The following is a 15,476-nucleotide window of genomic DNA, read 5'->3' as shown; positions in this document are numbered from 1 at the left end:
GTCGGCGGGGATTAAATCCCCGCCATTTTCTTTATAGATTTGACTGTACCGATGGGCAGATCTTTTTTAGGATGCGGGACCGGGAATGTCTTTCCGGTTATAGGTGACCACCAAATTTGGTGACTACCTCCGTTATGCCTTCTAAGTTCACACCCAGCAACAGTCAGCTCTTTTATCAGGTCAGTTGATTTCATATATCCTCCCAACCTGACATCACAATACACACATATACATACGAAGTAAATTTGTTTATCTCAGTAAACGATGTCAAAAAAATGGCTAAGAGAGTCTGTTGATGTGTGATGCTGTAAAATATGGCATTGCGACAAGTCACTCTAGAATTCAAGGAGTCAAAATCCTCAGAGGAAAACGTATTGCTTGGGATACGCAGTGATGGAGTTTCTGAGCAGGTAAGGCAAGATGACACTAATTTTTTTGCTGATTTATCACCCAACATGTGTTCGTAATTCCCTCATGGCTAATGAATTTCTTTCTAAATTGTCATTTTGGTTATTTATTGATGTAGAAAAATACCTGATTTTTACCATATCTAGCCTCGTTTAATGCTTTAAGAGGCTGGGTTGGCAAGGATTGTGGCGAGTTAATGGATTATAGAAAACATTGGTTTAGCGGAAGCGGCAAAGCGAGAAGTGGGAACTGGTGTTAATCAGATCCCTGATATGTCATTTTTCACAGCCGAGCCGGGCTTGTTCAGACTGCCCGGAGGGATGACAATACAAACTGGGACTGTCTCAATAAATGTCACGAAAGCGAATACATACATCACAAAAGCTGTGCTGTATCCAGTTCCGTTTACTCAGTCATGTGCTGTCGTCGGCTCGCTCGAAACTGGACATGCTGCTGCATCGTTCACAAGTTATACGCTTGAAAATCAATCGAAAACTGGTTTTACGCTTTCTTATGCCGCTGCCGAGCCGATTAAAAAAGCTATATTAACTTGGATTGCGGTCGGAAAATGACAGCATGGCCCGTTAAGGTTTTTCGGGCCAGTTAATATCTGGCGCTGAATTAACATCAATGCGGTTCAATAATACTCTATATTTTTTTAACTCTGTTAACAGCGATTTTTCCTCATCACTCGCCATCCCCAAATCTACAGCATCTTGTAACGGAGCGATCTGTTTACTTACAGTGAGCATAAATTGCTGTTTCTTATGTTCAGCTTGTTGCTGCTGTTCCCGTCTGAGCTTTATTTTATCACTCTCTGATATTATCCACTTTTCACTATCCCATTTGTGATAAACAGACGGTGCTTGTTTTGTAAGAATGGGATAACCCTCTTTATCACTGACAATTGACAAACCATGTGACTGCCCTGTAAGTAATTCATTGTGTTTCTCTGCGGTTATTTCAACGCATTCTTCATGAGCTTCACTATAAAAAGCGCTTTCTTTTCTGGAGAAATAAACCATTTATACCCCCCAAAATAATATATGAACAACTTTGCCTGGATTCTCATTGTTGTTGGGAGTGCCAGCTTGATATTCAAACGTCGATAATGTTGCATTACGTACTAATGTATGACCTGTTGATGTATTTATACTCGCCATGCTTGCGACATAGCCAATAAACTGATTTTTAAAAGAAATTGGATAATTGATTTTTACCCATGACTGTTGGTTTGATGCAACTTTAACCCATTGAATAATTATTCCTGTATCCCCACATTGCCACCAGCCATTTTCAGATTTTATAGCTGCGTTTTGCAATGCGAGCGTACCGCTTCGCTCAGGTATTAATATATTATAACGTCGCTGATTGTTCGGATCGTTAGAATAAATATGTAACAATTTTCCTTCCGAACCATTAATTCCTACCATATACCCATCTTTCGATTTGAAACGTAGCTCAGGAAAAGGAGCTTTACTATCAATTAATAAACTACCAACGGTTGCAGTTTTATCGCTAGAAATACGCAAGAAAGTATTATCGCTCTCAGATTTAGCATAACTTCCCACATCCCCGGCATTCAAACTGACATCCCCACTCAACGCCTTGCCATTAATTTTCCGACTGTTCGGCACGGCACTTTTTGCCAAATTCACGGTTTCCGTTAAACCAAGGTTTTATAGAATTCATAAATTAACAATAAATCGTATCGAAGCAGTGTGCTTGGGCATTAAATGGGGATGGGAAAGGTAAAAACTGGCTATATTTGTGTATTAATAAATGACCAAAATGGCGATTATGGGAAATAGAATTGCACCTGATTAAATTATGAGCAAAAATTGGATATAAAACAACCCATCAATGATCAGAACAAATCACATATACTGGCAAGATACGCATCTTCCCCAATCATGATGAAAACAGATTGATTATGATCTGTATCAGTCACTATCTTTTTCTGCTTTGCGTATTCTGATTCTGGAGATTTGTTATAACGAAATAAACTGAGAGTTACCTGTAATCTTGTATGGGGTTTGGTAGCCATATCAAAACAGGCAACTCCCAATTTTAGATAAAATTTCAACTAACACATCCAAATTTATTTAACAAAAAGCTCTATATTCACACTTCGATTTCTTACCCAAAAAGCTTGGCTGTTATAACAAATTTGTCCTCCGCAGATAGCATTTTCAACTATATCAGGACACCCTTTAATTAATGTATACCATTCAGGGCCAGATCCATCTGAATTTGCATGACCACGACCATGCCGAAATGTTAGTGTACAATTTTCTGTGTCTGTATTGGCAACATTAATATAACTAACACTCCAATCGACAGTTTTGATTTCATTTGTACATCCATCTACCCAGTTATTATTATCCTTTAAATTTCCCAGATAGGTTTGACCTGCCTCTAAGCGTATTTTTTCGTCCCCACTATCGTACATGCATCTAGATGATTGCGTAACAAGGGTAATACTCTTTGTCGCTGATGAGTTTTTAATTTGTAGTGCATATGTGGCTGATAGATTGGAAATTTTATCTTCTGAAACTTTTAATGCTGCCTCCTTATCGGTAATGTTCTTTTTTGTCTCAGTAGCTAAAACTAATTGTGTTGACGAAGCTAAAATCACAATAGCTGTACCAATTAAAGTTTTCAAAGTGATCATATTAATAAACTCCTTTGATGAAATTATTCGCAACCTCATTAGGTGATTTTTGTGAGTCAATCTTCACCCGTCAGATAGCTTTCATAGGATATTAAGAGTTCATCCCATTAGAGTTATTTTATTTGCACTTAAGCAAGTGTTGTTGAACGTTATTGATATCGTAACGATAAGTATAATTCATATTTTATCTGTTGAGTTGTTTTTTTTAAATTAACATCCTGATATATATCAGGGTGTAACCTAATGAAATTTTTGTGAATACGTTTTTTTGGATGTGGTTTATTATGTAAATAATAACAAATAGATTTTGTCTAACTTTAAAATAATCTCATCAATTATAAAAAGTGTCATCTATATGTTTGTTGTCTTAATATAGTTATATACCCGTCATCTTTCAAGTTGCTTCTTTGTTGGCTGCACTCGCTCACCCTGGTCACATAGTTTGCTATGCTCCCGGGGATTCGCTCCCTTGCCGTCGCGATGCATCTTGAAATCCATAGGGTATAGGTGATGTTTATCACATTAAAATTGAATAAAACTGAGAGATTATAATTGATTTGATATTTATCAGTGAGAATAAAGAAGGCCAGCGAATGCTGGCCCATTTTAAAAACTTATTTTTGATCTCCAAAATCCTCAAAAAATATTGCGCCTATATTACCGGCTTGATCTAAGCCATACATACAAAAGCGTACTGGTGAGTCTTTCTTTTTAAGCGTAATCGGTACTCTTCTATAAGTAGAGTAATTTTTATAATCATCGCATTTTGTCGATTTTCTTGGGCCTGCCTTATAACGTATGTCAACAACTTCCCAGGGTCTAAATCTGAGGTCGATAACCCAGCTATCATCTGTTTGAAAAAGTAATGTTGAATCCGGTCTTATTCCCGGAAGAGTGTTATCAATTTCACGTAATTTTATTGATGCGTTAGACGTACTCTGCCAGAGTTTATTTGCAGAATGTTGCCCAATGACACACATGGTATAAATCCCTTCTTTGGAAGGAACGGTAAGTTTTTCCAGCGGTTGTGTCGTGACTGGAATAGGTTTGCTGTATCCTTTAGGGTCTGTACAATCAACCTTACTCGCAAGTCCTCTTTTATAGCGAATATTATTAAAACCTTTCTCTTCAAGGCGTAAATTCCAGGTGACAGGTTTGTTGTTAACTGTGCCCTTTGTAATCAATGGGCCGCTAGCGTTAATAGTGATCCCTTTGCCATCATCAAATTTACTTAAATCCAGTTTGCCATCGGGAGTAAATGCACGTGCAATTTTATCAATAGGCATATAATAACTGGCACCGGCACGAGAGAAACTGTGATCGATAATAAATTCACAAGGCCGATTAAGACCGCAACCCCAGTAACTTCGATCAACGGTGGTATTTAATACACCAATTATTTTGGATTGATCTTTCAACATAACCGGTGAACCCGAAGTTCCTCCTGCAACACCAGCGCAATTAACTGGAACGGCCGGAGACCAAGCCCATATACCTTCATACACAAGCGGGGCTTTTCCAGTAATGTTGCAAGCTGAATAGCGCAGATAGCGTTTATCACTCTCTATGCCATTGACCGGAATGTGAACAAGTTCAATCTGCTGGCTTGTTAATTCTAGTGCTGATGGATCATGATCTTTTTGTAAAGTCACCGGCAGTATTCCGCGCTTTGCCAACTCACCATAAGTTGCTTTAAGTCTGAAAACCGCAAGGTCGCCACCTTTCATTGTTGCGTATAAAACTCTATCAACATCAACAGGTTGGTGTTCATTAATTAAGTCAATGAAGTAGTTTGGCGTATATGTCCAACCTGGGCCTACTGGTTGATCAATGATGACTTCATTAGTATCTAATGAAGAATCAAAACAATGACCTGCGGAAAGAATAAGTGCTTGTTGATTGACATCAGGGGTTTCTGAACCGGCAATAAGTGTCGCAGTACACAGGCCGCGACCGCTTAGTTTTCCCACATGTTTAAATCGCTCAGCGCCCGGATCGGTAGATTTTAATAGCGGAGCTTCGTTGCTGTTGCTGGTATTGTCTTGCAGATCAGCAATATGCTCGCTGTTATTTTCAGGAAGTGCGTGTGCGAAATAACTTGCTGACACAATCCCTGTAATAAGTGTAGCTAAAAAGATTTTTCTCATGTTTTTACCTCATGTTGTTTACATTTTTGATCTTTCCATGTAATGGAAACAGACATTCAATGAAGAAAAAATTATCGCTAAGTGTTTTTAGAGCTTTAATAAATCCTCTATATGAGTATTTAATGTTTACTAATTTATGAGTTAATAGACAGTTTTTTTAGCGCATAAAATCATTCTATTGGATGCCTGTTATCCATAGCCAGTAATAAATAACATAAAAATCAGCCAAATAGTTTTATATACTGCAATAGAGCTATAACGTTCAATGGAACGAGAGCGGGTTATAAAGATTTTTCTGGTATAAATTCGTTGTTATAAAGGATGAATTGATTAAGTGAGAGTTGAACTCCGGGAGAATGTATATTTATTCGTTGTGACTAAATTTATCACCCGGAGCATTTGTTGTGGAATAATAAAAGTGTTAGAAAAATAATTCTAGTCTTGTCGGAATGAGTTTTAATTCAGTTTGCAATGTTTTTAAATAGTCAATAGTAATAGTCGCTAAAATGGAATAAAAATTATTTTCCAGTTTAGTTGTCTGAACCAATTCCAGATAACGGTAGGCCCACGGTAGTAAATGCTGTTCCAATAGTGTGCGTGCGGCAGGTTTATGTCCTTGTTCTAAAATATAAACTAAGGCCAGCAGCATCAGACCGAATTGATCTTCGGGTTCCGGTTGTTCACTGGACATGACAATGTTCTGTTTTGCCAGAAATTCCCGGTACGCCAGCATGCTTTCACCTGATAGCGAGTTTTCTCTGTCCAGATAAACCGATCCCCAAGGTGGGGCTGGCATAACACCTTGTCCTTCGAACAAGATAGAGTAGTCGTATTGTAGAGATTCGGCCGAGAAGGTAGCGAGTTTTTTCGTCAGATTTTTTATTTTGCGGTTATTTGACCAGGGAAATAATTTATCAATATCGATAAGTAATGGAATTAGGGGGCGGACTTGTTCTGATTTCGGTGAGTAATAAAAACAGGCACCAATAATGCGAGGTACAGCAGTATCTAATAACATGGAAAGTTCTCATTATGGTTTAGTTATACCGACGGTGTAAGCAGTGATTTTACGATAAACAACATCATAAGCTTATATGATATGAATAGATAGTTGATTATGATCAACGATTAATCTGTTGGGGTATTGCTACTATCTTTATCACCAGATTGACGGTGATTTTTGTTATAAAGCACATAAGTTTATCGCCGAAAATAATAAAATCAGCCGCTTTATTGGTATGGAAAAATATATTTAATCTACATTTTAATTCAACGAATTTAATAAGGTTATTATGGTAAAAGTGAATATATATCATTAGTTATCTAATAATTTAATAACTTGAAAAGTAGACCACGTTAAAAATAAATAGACCGCCGTTAGGTTAATACCGCACCTCAATGGTGTGGTTGGGAAGGAGGTGAAAATCCTCCGCAGCCCCCGCTGCTGTGATGCTGACAACTCCGCTGATGCCACTGGTCGGAAAGACTGGGAAGGTTGCGGGGAAGGGTGACGCTAAGCCAGAAGACCGACCTGACAGGCATGAGACATTAACTCCTTCGGTGGGAAGCGGGTTGTCATCCGAGTGGTGTGCGCAGTGTTGGCACGTCTTATTGGCGCTCATTCTCCGATCGATATATCGGGAATTTTCTATGCAATGGTCAGGCAGGAAGGCATTTGTTATCGCGGGTACCGGTAGTGGCTGTGGTAAGACTACGGTTACCCTTGGCATTTTGCGGGCATTGATGCTGAGAGGGTTGGCTGTCCAGCCGTTTAAAGTGGGGCCGGATTATTTGGATAGTGGCTGGCATAGCTCTGTATGTGGCGTAGCATCTCGTAATCTTGATGCATTTATGCTGCCAACAGCGACGCTTAATGGTCTTTATAATGAGCATATGCGTCATGCTGATGTCGCGGTCATTGAAGGTGTGATGGGGTTGTATGATGGTTATGGTACTAACCCGAATTATTGCAGTAGCGCTGCAATGGCTAAGCAGTTGGGATGCCCGGTGATTTTGTTGGTGGACGGCAAGGCAGTATCGACTTCTGTTGCCGCAACTGTGCTGGGTTTTTGTCGTTTTGATCCCTCTTTAACGATTGCGGGCGTTATTGTTAACCGCGTTAATTCTGAAAATCATTTCGAACTTATTCGTCATGCGATTGAACATTATTGTGGTGTTCCGGTGCTAGGGCGTTTACCCGTGATGAAGGATGTGTCGTTACCGTCGCGTCATCTTGGCCTTATTCCTGCCCAAGAGCAGGCGGACAATGATGCTCGCTGGCAGCGGCTGGCTCAACAGGTGGAAGCGTATATCAATCTTGATCGTCTATTGGCGCTTTGTGACTGTCCTGCTTTACCAGAGGGTGAGACTCCATCATTGCCTGATCCCGCATTGGCTGATGGTTTAACGTTAGCGTTGGCAGATGATGAAGCCTTTAATTTTTATTACCCAGATAATCTGGAGATATTGGAACGGGCAGGGGTACGTATTCACCGTTTTAGTCCACTGCATGATCGCCGTTTACCTGATTGTCAGATGATTTATCTCGGTGGTGGTTATCCTGAAATATATGCCGCTAAGTTGGCCGCCAATAGTGCCATGCGGGAAGCCTTGCAGGATGCTCATTATCGTCAAGTTCCCATTTATGCGGAATGCGGCGGCCTGATGTACCTTGGCAAATCGTTGACCGACGGAGAGGGAGCGCGTCATCAGATGGCCGGTATTCTGCCGGGAGAAAGTCATATGGGTAAGCGGTTGATACGCTTTGGTTACTGTCAGGCACAGGCCCGTTTTGACACTTTGCTGGCCGCAGAAGGTGAGATTTTACGGGGCCATGAGTTTCATTATTCTGATTTTATCAGCTCAGTGCCTTCCGTCTTTGACTGTACTAAATGGCGTGACGGGATGGCAATACAGCAATGGGCCGGCGGCTATCAGGTACAGCAGACACTAGCCAGTTACCTTCATATCCATTTTGCTCAGCGTCCGAGTCTGCTTGATCGCTGGTTGAGGTCTGCAAGGAGGCTATTGTGACACTTGCTGCCTGGTTTGCTGCTTTCTTGCTCGATAGCTGGTTAGGTGATCCGCCGCATTGGCCTCATCCGGTGCGTTGGATTGGTAAGCTGATCTCTCTGGTACAACGGGCGGTTCGGCGCTGTTGTCACAGTGAACGTGCATTGAAAGTTGGTGGAGCAGGGCTATGGATAGTGGTTGTTGGGCTGACCTGGTTGGTGAGTTGGGGATGCCTATGGCTGATGAATTCCATTCATCCTTGGGTCGGCTGGCTGGTCGAAGTGTGGATGATTTATACCCTGTTGGCTGGCCGTTGTCTGAGTGACACCGCGCTAGAGGTACATAGCGTATTGCAACAGGGCTCTTTGGATGAGAGTCGTCAGCAATTGTCATGGATTGTCGGGCGCGATACTTCTCAACTGGATACACCGCAAATCACGCGCGCAGTCGTGGAGACGGTGGCGGAAAACAGCGTTGATGGGGTTATTGCTCCACTGTTTTTTCTGATGATTGGTGGTGCGCCGTTGGCAATGGCTTATAAAGCAGTTAACACCCTTGATTCAATGGTGGGGTACAAAACTCAGGAATATCGCGCCATTGGGTATGTTTCTGCTCGCATGGATGATCTGGCGAATTGGTTACCGGCGCGGTTGAGTTGGCTGTTATTGAGTGCGGCTGCCTGGTTCATCCGGCTTGATTTTCGCCAGGCGCTGCGTATTGGCTGGCGTGATCGTTATCAGCATACCAGTCCTAACTGTGGCTGGCCGGAAGCGACGGTTGCGGGAGCGTTGGGTATCCGCCTTGGTGGTCCGAATTGTTATTTTGGTGAACGAGTAGATAAACCCTGGATTGGTGATGAACGCCGTAAAATCGCGCTGACGGATATCCCGCGCAGTATCCATTTGATGATGATCGCTTCGCAACTGGCCTTACTGTTGTTTGCGCTGTTGCGTTTACTGTTGGTCGGAATGGCTTAGAAAAGGGCAACAATATGAACTACCTCCAGAAACCTCAGCAAATTGAACAGAATAGCTTTGCAATCATTGGCGATATTATTGCCAGTGAGCGTCCCGATTATCGTTTTGTTGATGAGATGCAAGAAGCGGTAATTAAACGGGTGATCCATACCACCGCAGATTTTGACTGGTTGGATATTTTATGGTTCTCGCCGGGTGTGCTGGCCCGCATGACAGAGGCATTGAGTCGGGGATGCACCTTGTATACCGATACGACGATGGCTCAGTCCGGTATCAACAAAGCACTGTTACATCAGATGGGGTGTGAATGTCGCTGCTATATCAGTGATCCGCGTGTAGTCGCGATGGCAAAAGCGCAGGGTATCACGCGTTCTATGGCCGCGGTAGATGTCGCATTGGCGGAAGAAGGCGACAAAATCTTCGTGTTCGGTAACGCTCCAACCGCTCTGTTCCGTTTGCTGGAAAGGCAGGCTTCGCCATTGGCGGTGGTTGGAGTGCCTGTTGGCTTTGTCGGCGCGGCGGAATCGAAAGCCGCTTTGATGCAAAGTGAGCTGCCTTGTATCGCCGCCGCAGGTCGTAAAGGGGGAAGTAATATCGCGGCGGCGATTATCAATGCCATTTTGTATCGATTGCGGGAGGTGTTATGAGCGACACCATGCAATTGGACACCATTTGGCATAACGGTAAGCAGTATCGCAAGGGTTATACCACTGGCTCCTGTGCTACCGCTGCCGCCAAGGTTGCCGCATTAATGGTGCTGCGTCAGCAAGTTATTGATCACGTTTCTATTGTTACCCCTTCCGGTGTGACATTACGCCTTAACGTTGAACAGCCTCTGATTGAAGGCCAGCAGGCGACCGCCGCTATCCGTAAAGACGGTGGCGACGATGTGGATGCCACTCATGGCATGTTGATTTTTGCCCGAGTCACTTTATGCGACCACGGTGAGATCCATCTACGTGGTGGGGAAGGTGTGGGTACAGTTACCCGCAAAGGCGTGGGATTACCGGTAGGCAGCTCTGCGATTAATCGTACACCGCGTCAGACTATTGAAGCAGCGGTACGGGAAGCTATCGGCCCTTTACGGGGCGCGGAGGTGGAAATTTTCGCGCCGGAAGGTGAAGAGCGGGCAAAGAAAACTTACAACGGGCGATTAGGAATACTGGGCGGCATTTCCATCATTGGCACCACCGGTATCGTCACGCCAATGTCGGAAGAGAGTTGGAAACGTTCATTAGCGATAGAACTAGAAATGAAACGTTCGGCGGGTGCTGAAAAGGTCATTCTGGTACCGGGCAATCACGGTGAGCGTTTTGTGCGTGAGCAATTGGGGCTTGATGGTCAGCTAGTAGTGACCATGAGTAACTTCGTTGGTTACATGTTGCAGGAAGCGGTACGGCTTGGGTTCCGCCATATCATGTTGGTGGGGCATCCCGGCAAATTGGTGAAAGTGGCCGCTGGAATTTTCCATACCCACAGCCATATTGCTGATGGTCGCATGGAAACGTTGATTGCTTATCTGGCACTGATGGGGGCGTCGCAGGAATTGCTGTTAGAGGTGAGTCACTGCGATACCACGGAAGCTGCGATGGAACTGATAGCAGAACAAGGCTTGCAAGCGGTTTATGACCGTATTGCCGAACGTATTTGTGAACGAATGCGTGAGATGCTGCGTTTTGCCGTTAATCCACCGTGCTGTGATGCCATCATGTTCTCGTTTGATAATCAGATACTTGGCACTAGTCGCCCATTGAATGACATTTTGGAGGCAATGCGATGATCACCGTAGTGGGAATTGGTCCCGGCGATACTGCGTATCTGATACCGCAGGCACAGCACTATATCACTGAGGCGGAGGTATTGGTTGGCGGTAGACGCCACTTGGAGATATTTAGCGGTGTCACCCACGAAACACGTGTACTGGATGCTGATCTTGCCAGTTTGCTTGTTTGGCTACAGAACAACAGTACACGCCAGATTGTGGTATTGGCGTCTGGTGATCCGTTGTTATATGGCATTGGCAAATTATTGTCTGAATATTTTACCGCAGATGATCTGCGCATCATTCCGGGTATCAGTTCAATTCAGTATCTGTGTGCCAAAGCTGCGCTGGATATGAACGATATCTATCTGACCAGCAGTCACGGGCGTACCCCGGATTTTGGCTGGCTTTTGCAACACGACAAAGTAGGCATGGTAACTGATGGGCGCGTCGGCCCGCGGGCAATTGCGGAGGCCATTATTGAACGTGGCCTGAGCCGTACATTGATTATTGGTGAAAACCTCTCTTTGCCTAATGAGCGTATTCACCGTCTGCGGCCGGAAGCGGTGACGACTGACTATGACATGAATGTGGTGGTGATCCTAAATGAGAGATGATGAATTTTTACGCGGACAGAAAGTGCCAATGACCAAAGAACCCGTACGTGCATTGGCGCTGGAGCGGTTGGAACTCAGTGATACCAGCCAATTGATTGATGTGGGTGCGGGTACGGGCAGTGTGGCATTGGAGGCGGCGTTGCGCTTCCCGGCGCTGACCGTCACAGCCATTGAACGCAACCCGGCGGCACTGGCCTTGATTGAGGAGAATCGTCAACGACTAGGTTGTCATAATGTGGAGATCATTGCGGGGGAAGCTCCGTTAGCATTGGATATTATGGCTGATGCCGTGTTTATTGGCGGCAGTGGCGGGCAATTGACCGCCTTGATTGATTGGGCGCTGGAGCACATGTACCCCGGCGGCCGTTTGGTACTGACTTTCATTTTGTTGAATAACCTGAATGATGCGCTGGAACATTTGCGGACCTGTCAGGTCAGTAATTTGGAGTGCATACAATTACAAGCCTCTACTTTGGCGTCCCTTGGTAATGGTCACTATTTTAAACCGAATAATCCGACTTATCTGATTTCCTGTTACAAGGAGAAGATCGATGTCTGAATATTTTGATCCGCGAAAAGTTTGGTTTGTCGGGGCTGGACCGGGTGACAAAGAGCTAATCACCCTGAAAGGTTACCGTTTGCTGCAACAGGCGCAGGTGGTGATCTATGCCGGTTCGCTAATTAATACCGAACTGTTGGATTATTGCCCGCCGGAGGCTGAGTGTCATGACAGCGCCGGTCTGACGTTGGAGCAGATTGTTGCGTTGATGGTTGATGGTGTACGTGCGGGTAAGCTGGTGGTGCGGCTGCAAACCGGCGATCTCTCGTTGTACGGTTCCATACGCGAACAAGGCGAAGTTTTGACCGAAGCGGGTATCAGTTTTGTCTCGATACCGGGTGTCAGTGCTTTCCTTGGGGCGGCAGCGCAATTAGGGGTGGAGTACACCGTACCGGAAGTGGCGCAAAGCTTGATCATTACCCGGATTGAAGGGCGTACACCGGTGCCGCCACTCGAACAGTTGGAATCCTTCGCTGCTCATCAAACGTCAATGGCGATTTATCTTTCTGTACAGAAAATGAGACATGTGGCTGCGCGTCTTCAAGCCGGTGGTTATCCAGCGACTACACCGGTCGCGGTGGTATACAAAGCGACTTGGGATGAAAGCCTAACCGTGCGTGGTACGTTGGCTGATATCGCTGAAAAGGTACAGGCTGCGGGTATTCGTAAAACCGCGTTGATTCTGGTCGGTGCTTTTTTGGGAGAGGAGTACCACTATTCCAAGCTTTACGATGCGGGGTTTAGCCATGAATATCGCCGGGCATGAATCGATTGCGGTGTTCTGTCTGACGCCGGGAGGGGTCAGACTAGTACGTCGGTTGCAAGCTGATCTTCCTCTGACTTGTTTTACCAGCGAAAAGTTACTGGAGCCGGGGTTTACGCCTTTTAATGGCAGCTTTGGCGACACATTGCGCGAGGCATTTACATGTTATTCGGCGTTGGTGGTGGTGGCCGCGCTTGGGATCACGGTACGCATGCTCGCGCCACTCATAAACGATAAAATGCATGATCCCGCGGTGGTGGTGATTGATGAAGGAGGTCAGCATGTTATCAGCCTGTTATCCGGTCATGTGGGTGGCGCTAACGCGTTGACTCACCATTTGGCGGCGTTATTGGGGGCTGATCCAGTGATCACAACAGCTACAGACGTTAACGGGATGGCGGCGTTGGACACCCTTGCCACTCAATTAGATGCCGATATGCAGGATTTTCGCCATGTGGTAAAGGTGATAAATCAAATGCTGGTCAGTGGTCAAAAAGTGGGGTTGTGGTGGGATGAACCACTACTTAGTGAACGCGAGCAGTGTGATACCCGTGGTTTTGTCCCGGTAGCGTGTCTGGAAGAATTGCCAGAACTGGATGCGCTGGTGTGTGTCACATGGCGAGATTCATTGCCGGAATTGTCTCTGCCGGTTTACAAACTGGTGCCGAAACGGGTGGTGGCCGGGATTGGTTGTCGCCGGGATACGCCATTGCAAACAGTGATTGAGCTATTACAGCAGCAGATGGCGGAAAATCATTTCGATCTGATGGCGTTGCGTGCCATCGGCAGTGTTGTCATTAAAAAGGATGAACCAGCGCTAAATCAGCTTGCACAGCGTTGGCGTGTACCGTTTGAGTTGTTCAGTGTTAATGAATTAAGTCTTCATGAGCAACGTTTTCCCGCTTCCGATTTTGTCCGTCAGACGGTGGGGGTTGGCAGTGTTTCACAACCCGTCGCTTGGTTGATGAGCGAAGGAAAATTGGTTGGCCGGACCTTGCGTCAGCAGGGCGTCACTATCACTTTGGGGGTATCACAATCATGTTAACGGTAATCGGTATTGGACCAGGTAATGAATCCATGATGACGCAGGAGGCCATTGAGGCGATCCGCGAAGCTGAAATTATTGTCGGCTATAAAACCTACACCCATTTAGTCAAACACCTGACGATGGATAAAGAGGTGATTAAGACCGGGATGTGTAAGGAGATTGAGCGCTGCCAGAGAGCGATCGATCTGGCGTTGTCCGGCCGTAAAGTCGCTTTGATCAGCAGTGGTGATGCGGGAATTTATGGCATGGCGGGTTTAGTGCTGGAATTGGTTTGCCAGCAACAATGTGATCTTGAAGTTAGGTTGGTCGCCGGGATTACCGCCAGTATTGCCGCGGCGTCGTTGTTGGGTGCGCCGTTGATGCATGACTTTTGTCATATCAGTTTAAGTGATCTGCTAACACCGTGGCCGATGATTGAGAAACGTGTTATTGCCGCTGCGCAAGCGGATTTTGTAATTTGTTTCTATAACCCACGTAGCCGTGGCCGGGAAGGACATCTTGCCAAAGCATTTGAACTTATGCGGCCGTGGAAAGCAGCACAGACGCCGGTTGGCGTAGTAAAAGCCGCGGGACGTAAAAAACAGGATAAATGGATCACCACGTTTGGCGAGATGGACTTTTCCCCGGTGGATATGACCAGTCTGGTGATTGTTGGCAATCAAACGACCTATTGCCGTGATGGATTGATGATCACGCCACGGGGGTATGAATTATGAGCCATCCGGCTATCCATGTTTTTGGTGGTACCAGCGATGCCCGGTTGCTTTGTCAGGCGCTAGACGCAGCAGGAGCAGGTTATCGTCTCTCTGTTGCTACTGATGCAGGGAGACAACTGGCAGGTGATATTCAGGGAGAAGTGGTGGTGGGGCGAATGGATGCCGAGGCTATGGCGGATTACTTTGATCGGCATAAGGTACGTTGGGTGATTGATGCTTCTCATCCTTACGCAGATGCACTAAGTCGCAACGTGATTACAGCTTGTCGTCGTTTGTCGCTGCGGCTTACTCGTTATCAGCGCCCCAGTGAAATTGACTTACTGAGCCATCCACTGCTGCACAAAGTGAATAGTATAGAAGCGGCTTGCGACGTTGCCCGGACACTAGGGCAACGGATCTTGCTAACCACCGGCAGTAAGCAACTAGAGCTGTATCAGCGTTTACTACCGGGAAAAACGTTGTTGGTGCGGGTATTGCCGACCGCAGAAGTGTTGATGCAGTGTGAAGCGTTAGGATTGGGGGTCGATCATATTATCGCGTTGCGTGGGCCATTTACGGCGGAATTCAATCATGCCGTGTATGAATTTTGTCACCCTGATGTGGTGATCACAAAAGAGTCCGGGGCCGAAGGGGGATATCAACAGAAAGTCGCTCCCTGCCTGGCGCTCAATATTCCTTGTATTGTGGTGTGTCGTCCTACACCGACCTTACAGGGAGATGACGGAGAGCAGATTAGTTCGCTGGATGAGTTTGTCCAACGCCTAGCCAATTGGCAGGAATAATGAGGGCAATA

General features: G+C 45.4%; 17 protein-coding genes and 1 riboswitch. Of the genes, 11 read left to right on the top strand and 6 right to left on the bottom strand.

Annotation, left to right across the window (positions count from 1 at the left end):
* Positions 1-11: 11 nt before the first annotated feature.
* Entirely contained in the window at positions 12-194 is a 183-nt protein-coding gene (locus EAE91_RS06570) for a type II toxin-antitoxin system HicA family toxin (RefSeq protein WP_214087782.1), read from the bottom strand.
* A gap of 456 nt (positions 195-650) precedes the next feature.
* Between EAE91_RS06570 and EAE91_RS06565 the strand changes: the two genes are divergently transcribed.
* Positions 651-980: a gp53-like domain-containing protein gene (locus EAE91_RS06565; RefSeq protein WP_214087781.1), complete on the top strand. Its 330-nt coding sequence runs from the start codon at positions 651-653 to the stop codon at positions 978-980.
* Positions 981-992: 12 nt separating this feature from the next.
* Here the strand turns inward: EAE91_RS06565 and EAE91_RS06560 are convergent, their stop codons facing one another.
* The 5 genes from EAE91_RS06560 to EAE91_RS06540 form a co-directional block, all read right to left on the bottom strand.
* Positions 993-1,433, bottom strand: a complete 441-nt coding sequence (locus EAE91_RS06560; protein ID WP_214087780.1) for a tail fiber assembly protein — start codon at positions 1,431-1,433, stop codon at positions 993-995.
* Positions 1,434-2,066, bottom strand: a complete 633-nt coding sequence (locus EAE91_RS24095) for a gp53-like domain-containing protein (protein ID WP_339918495.1) — start codon at positions 2,064-2,066, stop codon at positions 1,434-1,436. It lies immediately after the preceding gene.
* Between the two features lie 443 nt (positions 2,067-2,509).
* Positions 2,510-3,082 (bottom strand): hypothetical protein, encoded by a 573-nt coding sequence (locus EAE91_RS06550; protein WP_214087779.1) that lies wholly within the window; start codon positions 3,080-3,082, stop codon positions 2,510-2,512.
* 614 nt (positions 3,083-3,696) lie between these two features.
* The gene (locus tag EAE91_RS06545) at positions 3,697-5,229 is read right to left on the bottom strand and encodes a trypsin-like serine peptidase (RefSeq protein WP_214087778.1); all 1,533 of its coding nucleotides are present in this window, start codon (positions 5,227-5,229) and stop codon (positions 3,697-3,699) included.
* A gap of 421 nt (positions 5,230-5,650) precedes the next feature.
* The gene (locus EAE91_RS06540; RefSeq protein ID WP_214087777.1) at positions 5,651-6,247 is read right to left on the bottom strand and encodes a molecular chaperone TorD family protein; all 597 of its coding nucleotides are present in this window, start codon (positions 6,245-6,247) and stop codon (positions 5,651-5,653) included.
* Between the two features lie 344 nt (positions 6,248-6,591).
* Positions 6,592-6,778: riboswitch (cobalamin riboswitch) on the top strand.
* Between the two features lie 101 nt (positions 6,779-6,879).
* Between EAE91_RS06540 and EAE91_RS06535 the strand changes: the two genes are divergently transcribed.
* From EAE91_RS06535 to EAE91_RS06490, 10 genes are read left to right on the top strand one after another with little or no spacing between them, the layout of a single operon-like run.
* Positions 6,880-8,262, top strand: coding sequence for a cobyrinic acid a,c-diamide synthase CobB (locus tag EAE91_RS06535; RefSeq protein ID WP_214087776.1), 1,383 nt, complete (start codon positions 6,880-6,882; stop codon positions 8,260-8,262).
* On the top strand, positions 8,259-9,218 hold the full coding sequence (cbiB, locus tag EAE91_RS06530; RefSeq protein WP_214087775.1) for an adenosylcobinamide-phosphate synthase CbiB: 960 nt from the start codon (positions 8,259-8,261) through the stop codon (positions 9,216-9,218). The genes EAE91_RS06535 and cbiB overlap by 4 nt, the downstream gene beginning before the upstream one ends.
* A gap of 14 nt (positions 9,219-9,232) precedes the next feature.
* Complete coding sequence (locus EAE91_RS06525) at positions 9,233-9,865, top strand: cobalt-precorrin-8 methylmutase (RefSeq protein ID WP_214087774.1); 633 nt, start codon at positions 9,233-9,235, stop codon at positions 9,863-9,865.
* Positions 9,862-10,998 (top strand): cobalt-precorrin-5B (C(1))-methyltransferase CbiD, encoded by a 1,137-nt coding sequence (cbiD, locus tag EAE91_RS06520; RefSeq protein WP_214087773.1) that lies wholly within the window; start codon positions 9,862-9,864, stop codon positions 10,996-10,998. Before EAE91_RS06525 ends, cbiD begins: the two co-directional genes overlap by 4 nt.
* The gene (locus EAE91_RS06515; RefSeq protein WP_214087772.1) at positions 10,995-11,597 is read left to right on the top strand and encodes a cobalt-precorrin-7 (C(5))-methyltransferase; all 603 of its coding nucleotides are present in this window, start codon (positions 10,995-10,997) and stop codon (positions 11,595-11,597) included. Before cbiD ends, EAE91_RS06515 begins: the two co-directional genes overlap by 4 nt.
* Positions 11,587-12,156 (top strand): decarboxylating cobalt-precorrin-6B (C(15))-methyltransferase, encoded by a 570-nt coding sequence (locus EAE91_RS06510; protein WP_214087771.1) that lies wholly within the window; start codon positions 11,587-11,589, stop codon positions 12,154-12,156. Before EAE91_RS06515 ends, EAE91_RS06510 begins: the two co-directional genes overlap by 11 nt.
* Positions 12,149-12,922: a cobalt-precorrin-4 methyltransferase gene (locus tag EAE91_RS06505; protein ID WP_214087770.1), complete on the top strand. Its 774-nt coding sequence runs from the start codon at positions 12,149-12,151 to the stop codon at positions 12,920-12,922. The genes EAE91_RS06510 and EAE91_RS06505 overlap by 8 nt, the downstream gene beginning before the upstream one ends.
* On the top strand, positions 12,903-13,964 hold the full coding sequence (cbiG, locus tag EAE91_RS06500; RefSeq protein ID WP_214087769.1) for a cobalt-precorrin 5A hydrolase: 1,062 nt from the start codon (positions 12,903-12,905) through the stop codon (positions 13,962-13,964). Before EAE91_RS06505 ends, cbiG begins: the two co-directional genes overlap by 20 nt.
* The gene (locus EAE91_RS06495; RefSeq protein WP_036777387.1) at positions 13,958-14,683 is read left to right on the top strand and encodes a precorrin-3B C(17)-methyltransferase; all 726 of its coding nucleotides are present in this window, start codon (positions 13,958-13,960) and stop codon (positions 14,681-14,683) included. Before cbiG ends, EAE91_RS06495 begins: the two co-directional genes overlap by 7 nt.
* Positions 14,680-15,465: a cobalt-precorrin-6A reductase gene (locus tag EAE91_RS06490; RefSeq protein ID WP_214087768.1), complete on the top strand. Its 786-nt coding sequence runs from the start codon at positions 14,680-14,682 to the stop codon at positions 15,463-15,465. Before EAE91_RS06495 ends, EAE91_RS06490 begins: the two co-directional genes overlap by 4 nt.
* Positions 15,466-15,476: the final 11 nt, after the last annotated feature.

Source organism: Photorhabdus noenieputensis, from assembly GCF_018448935.1.
Lineage (GTDB): Bacteria > Pseudomonadota > Gammaproteobacteria > Enterobacterales > Enterobacteriaceae > Photorhabdus > Photorhabdus noenieputensis.
The sequence above is the reverse complement of the archived record's forward strand: the minus strand, read 5'-3'. Positions and strand labels throughout refer to the sequence as shown.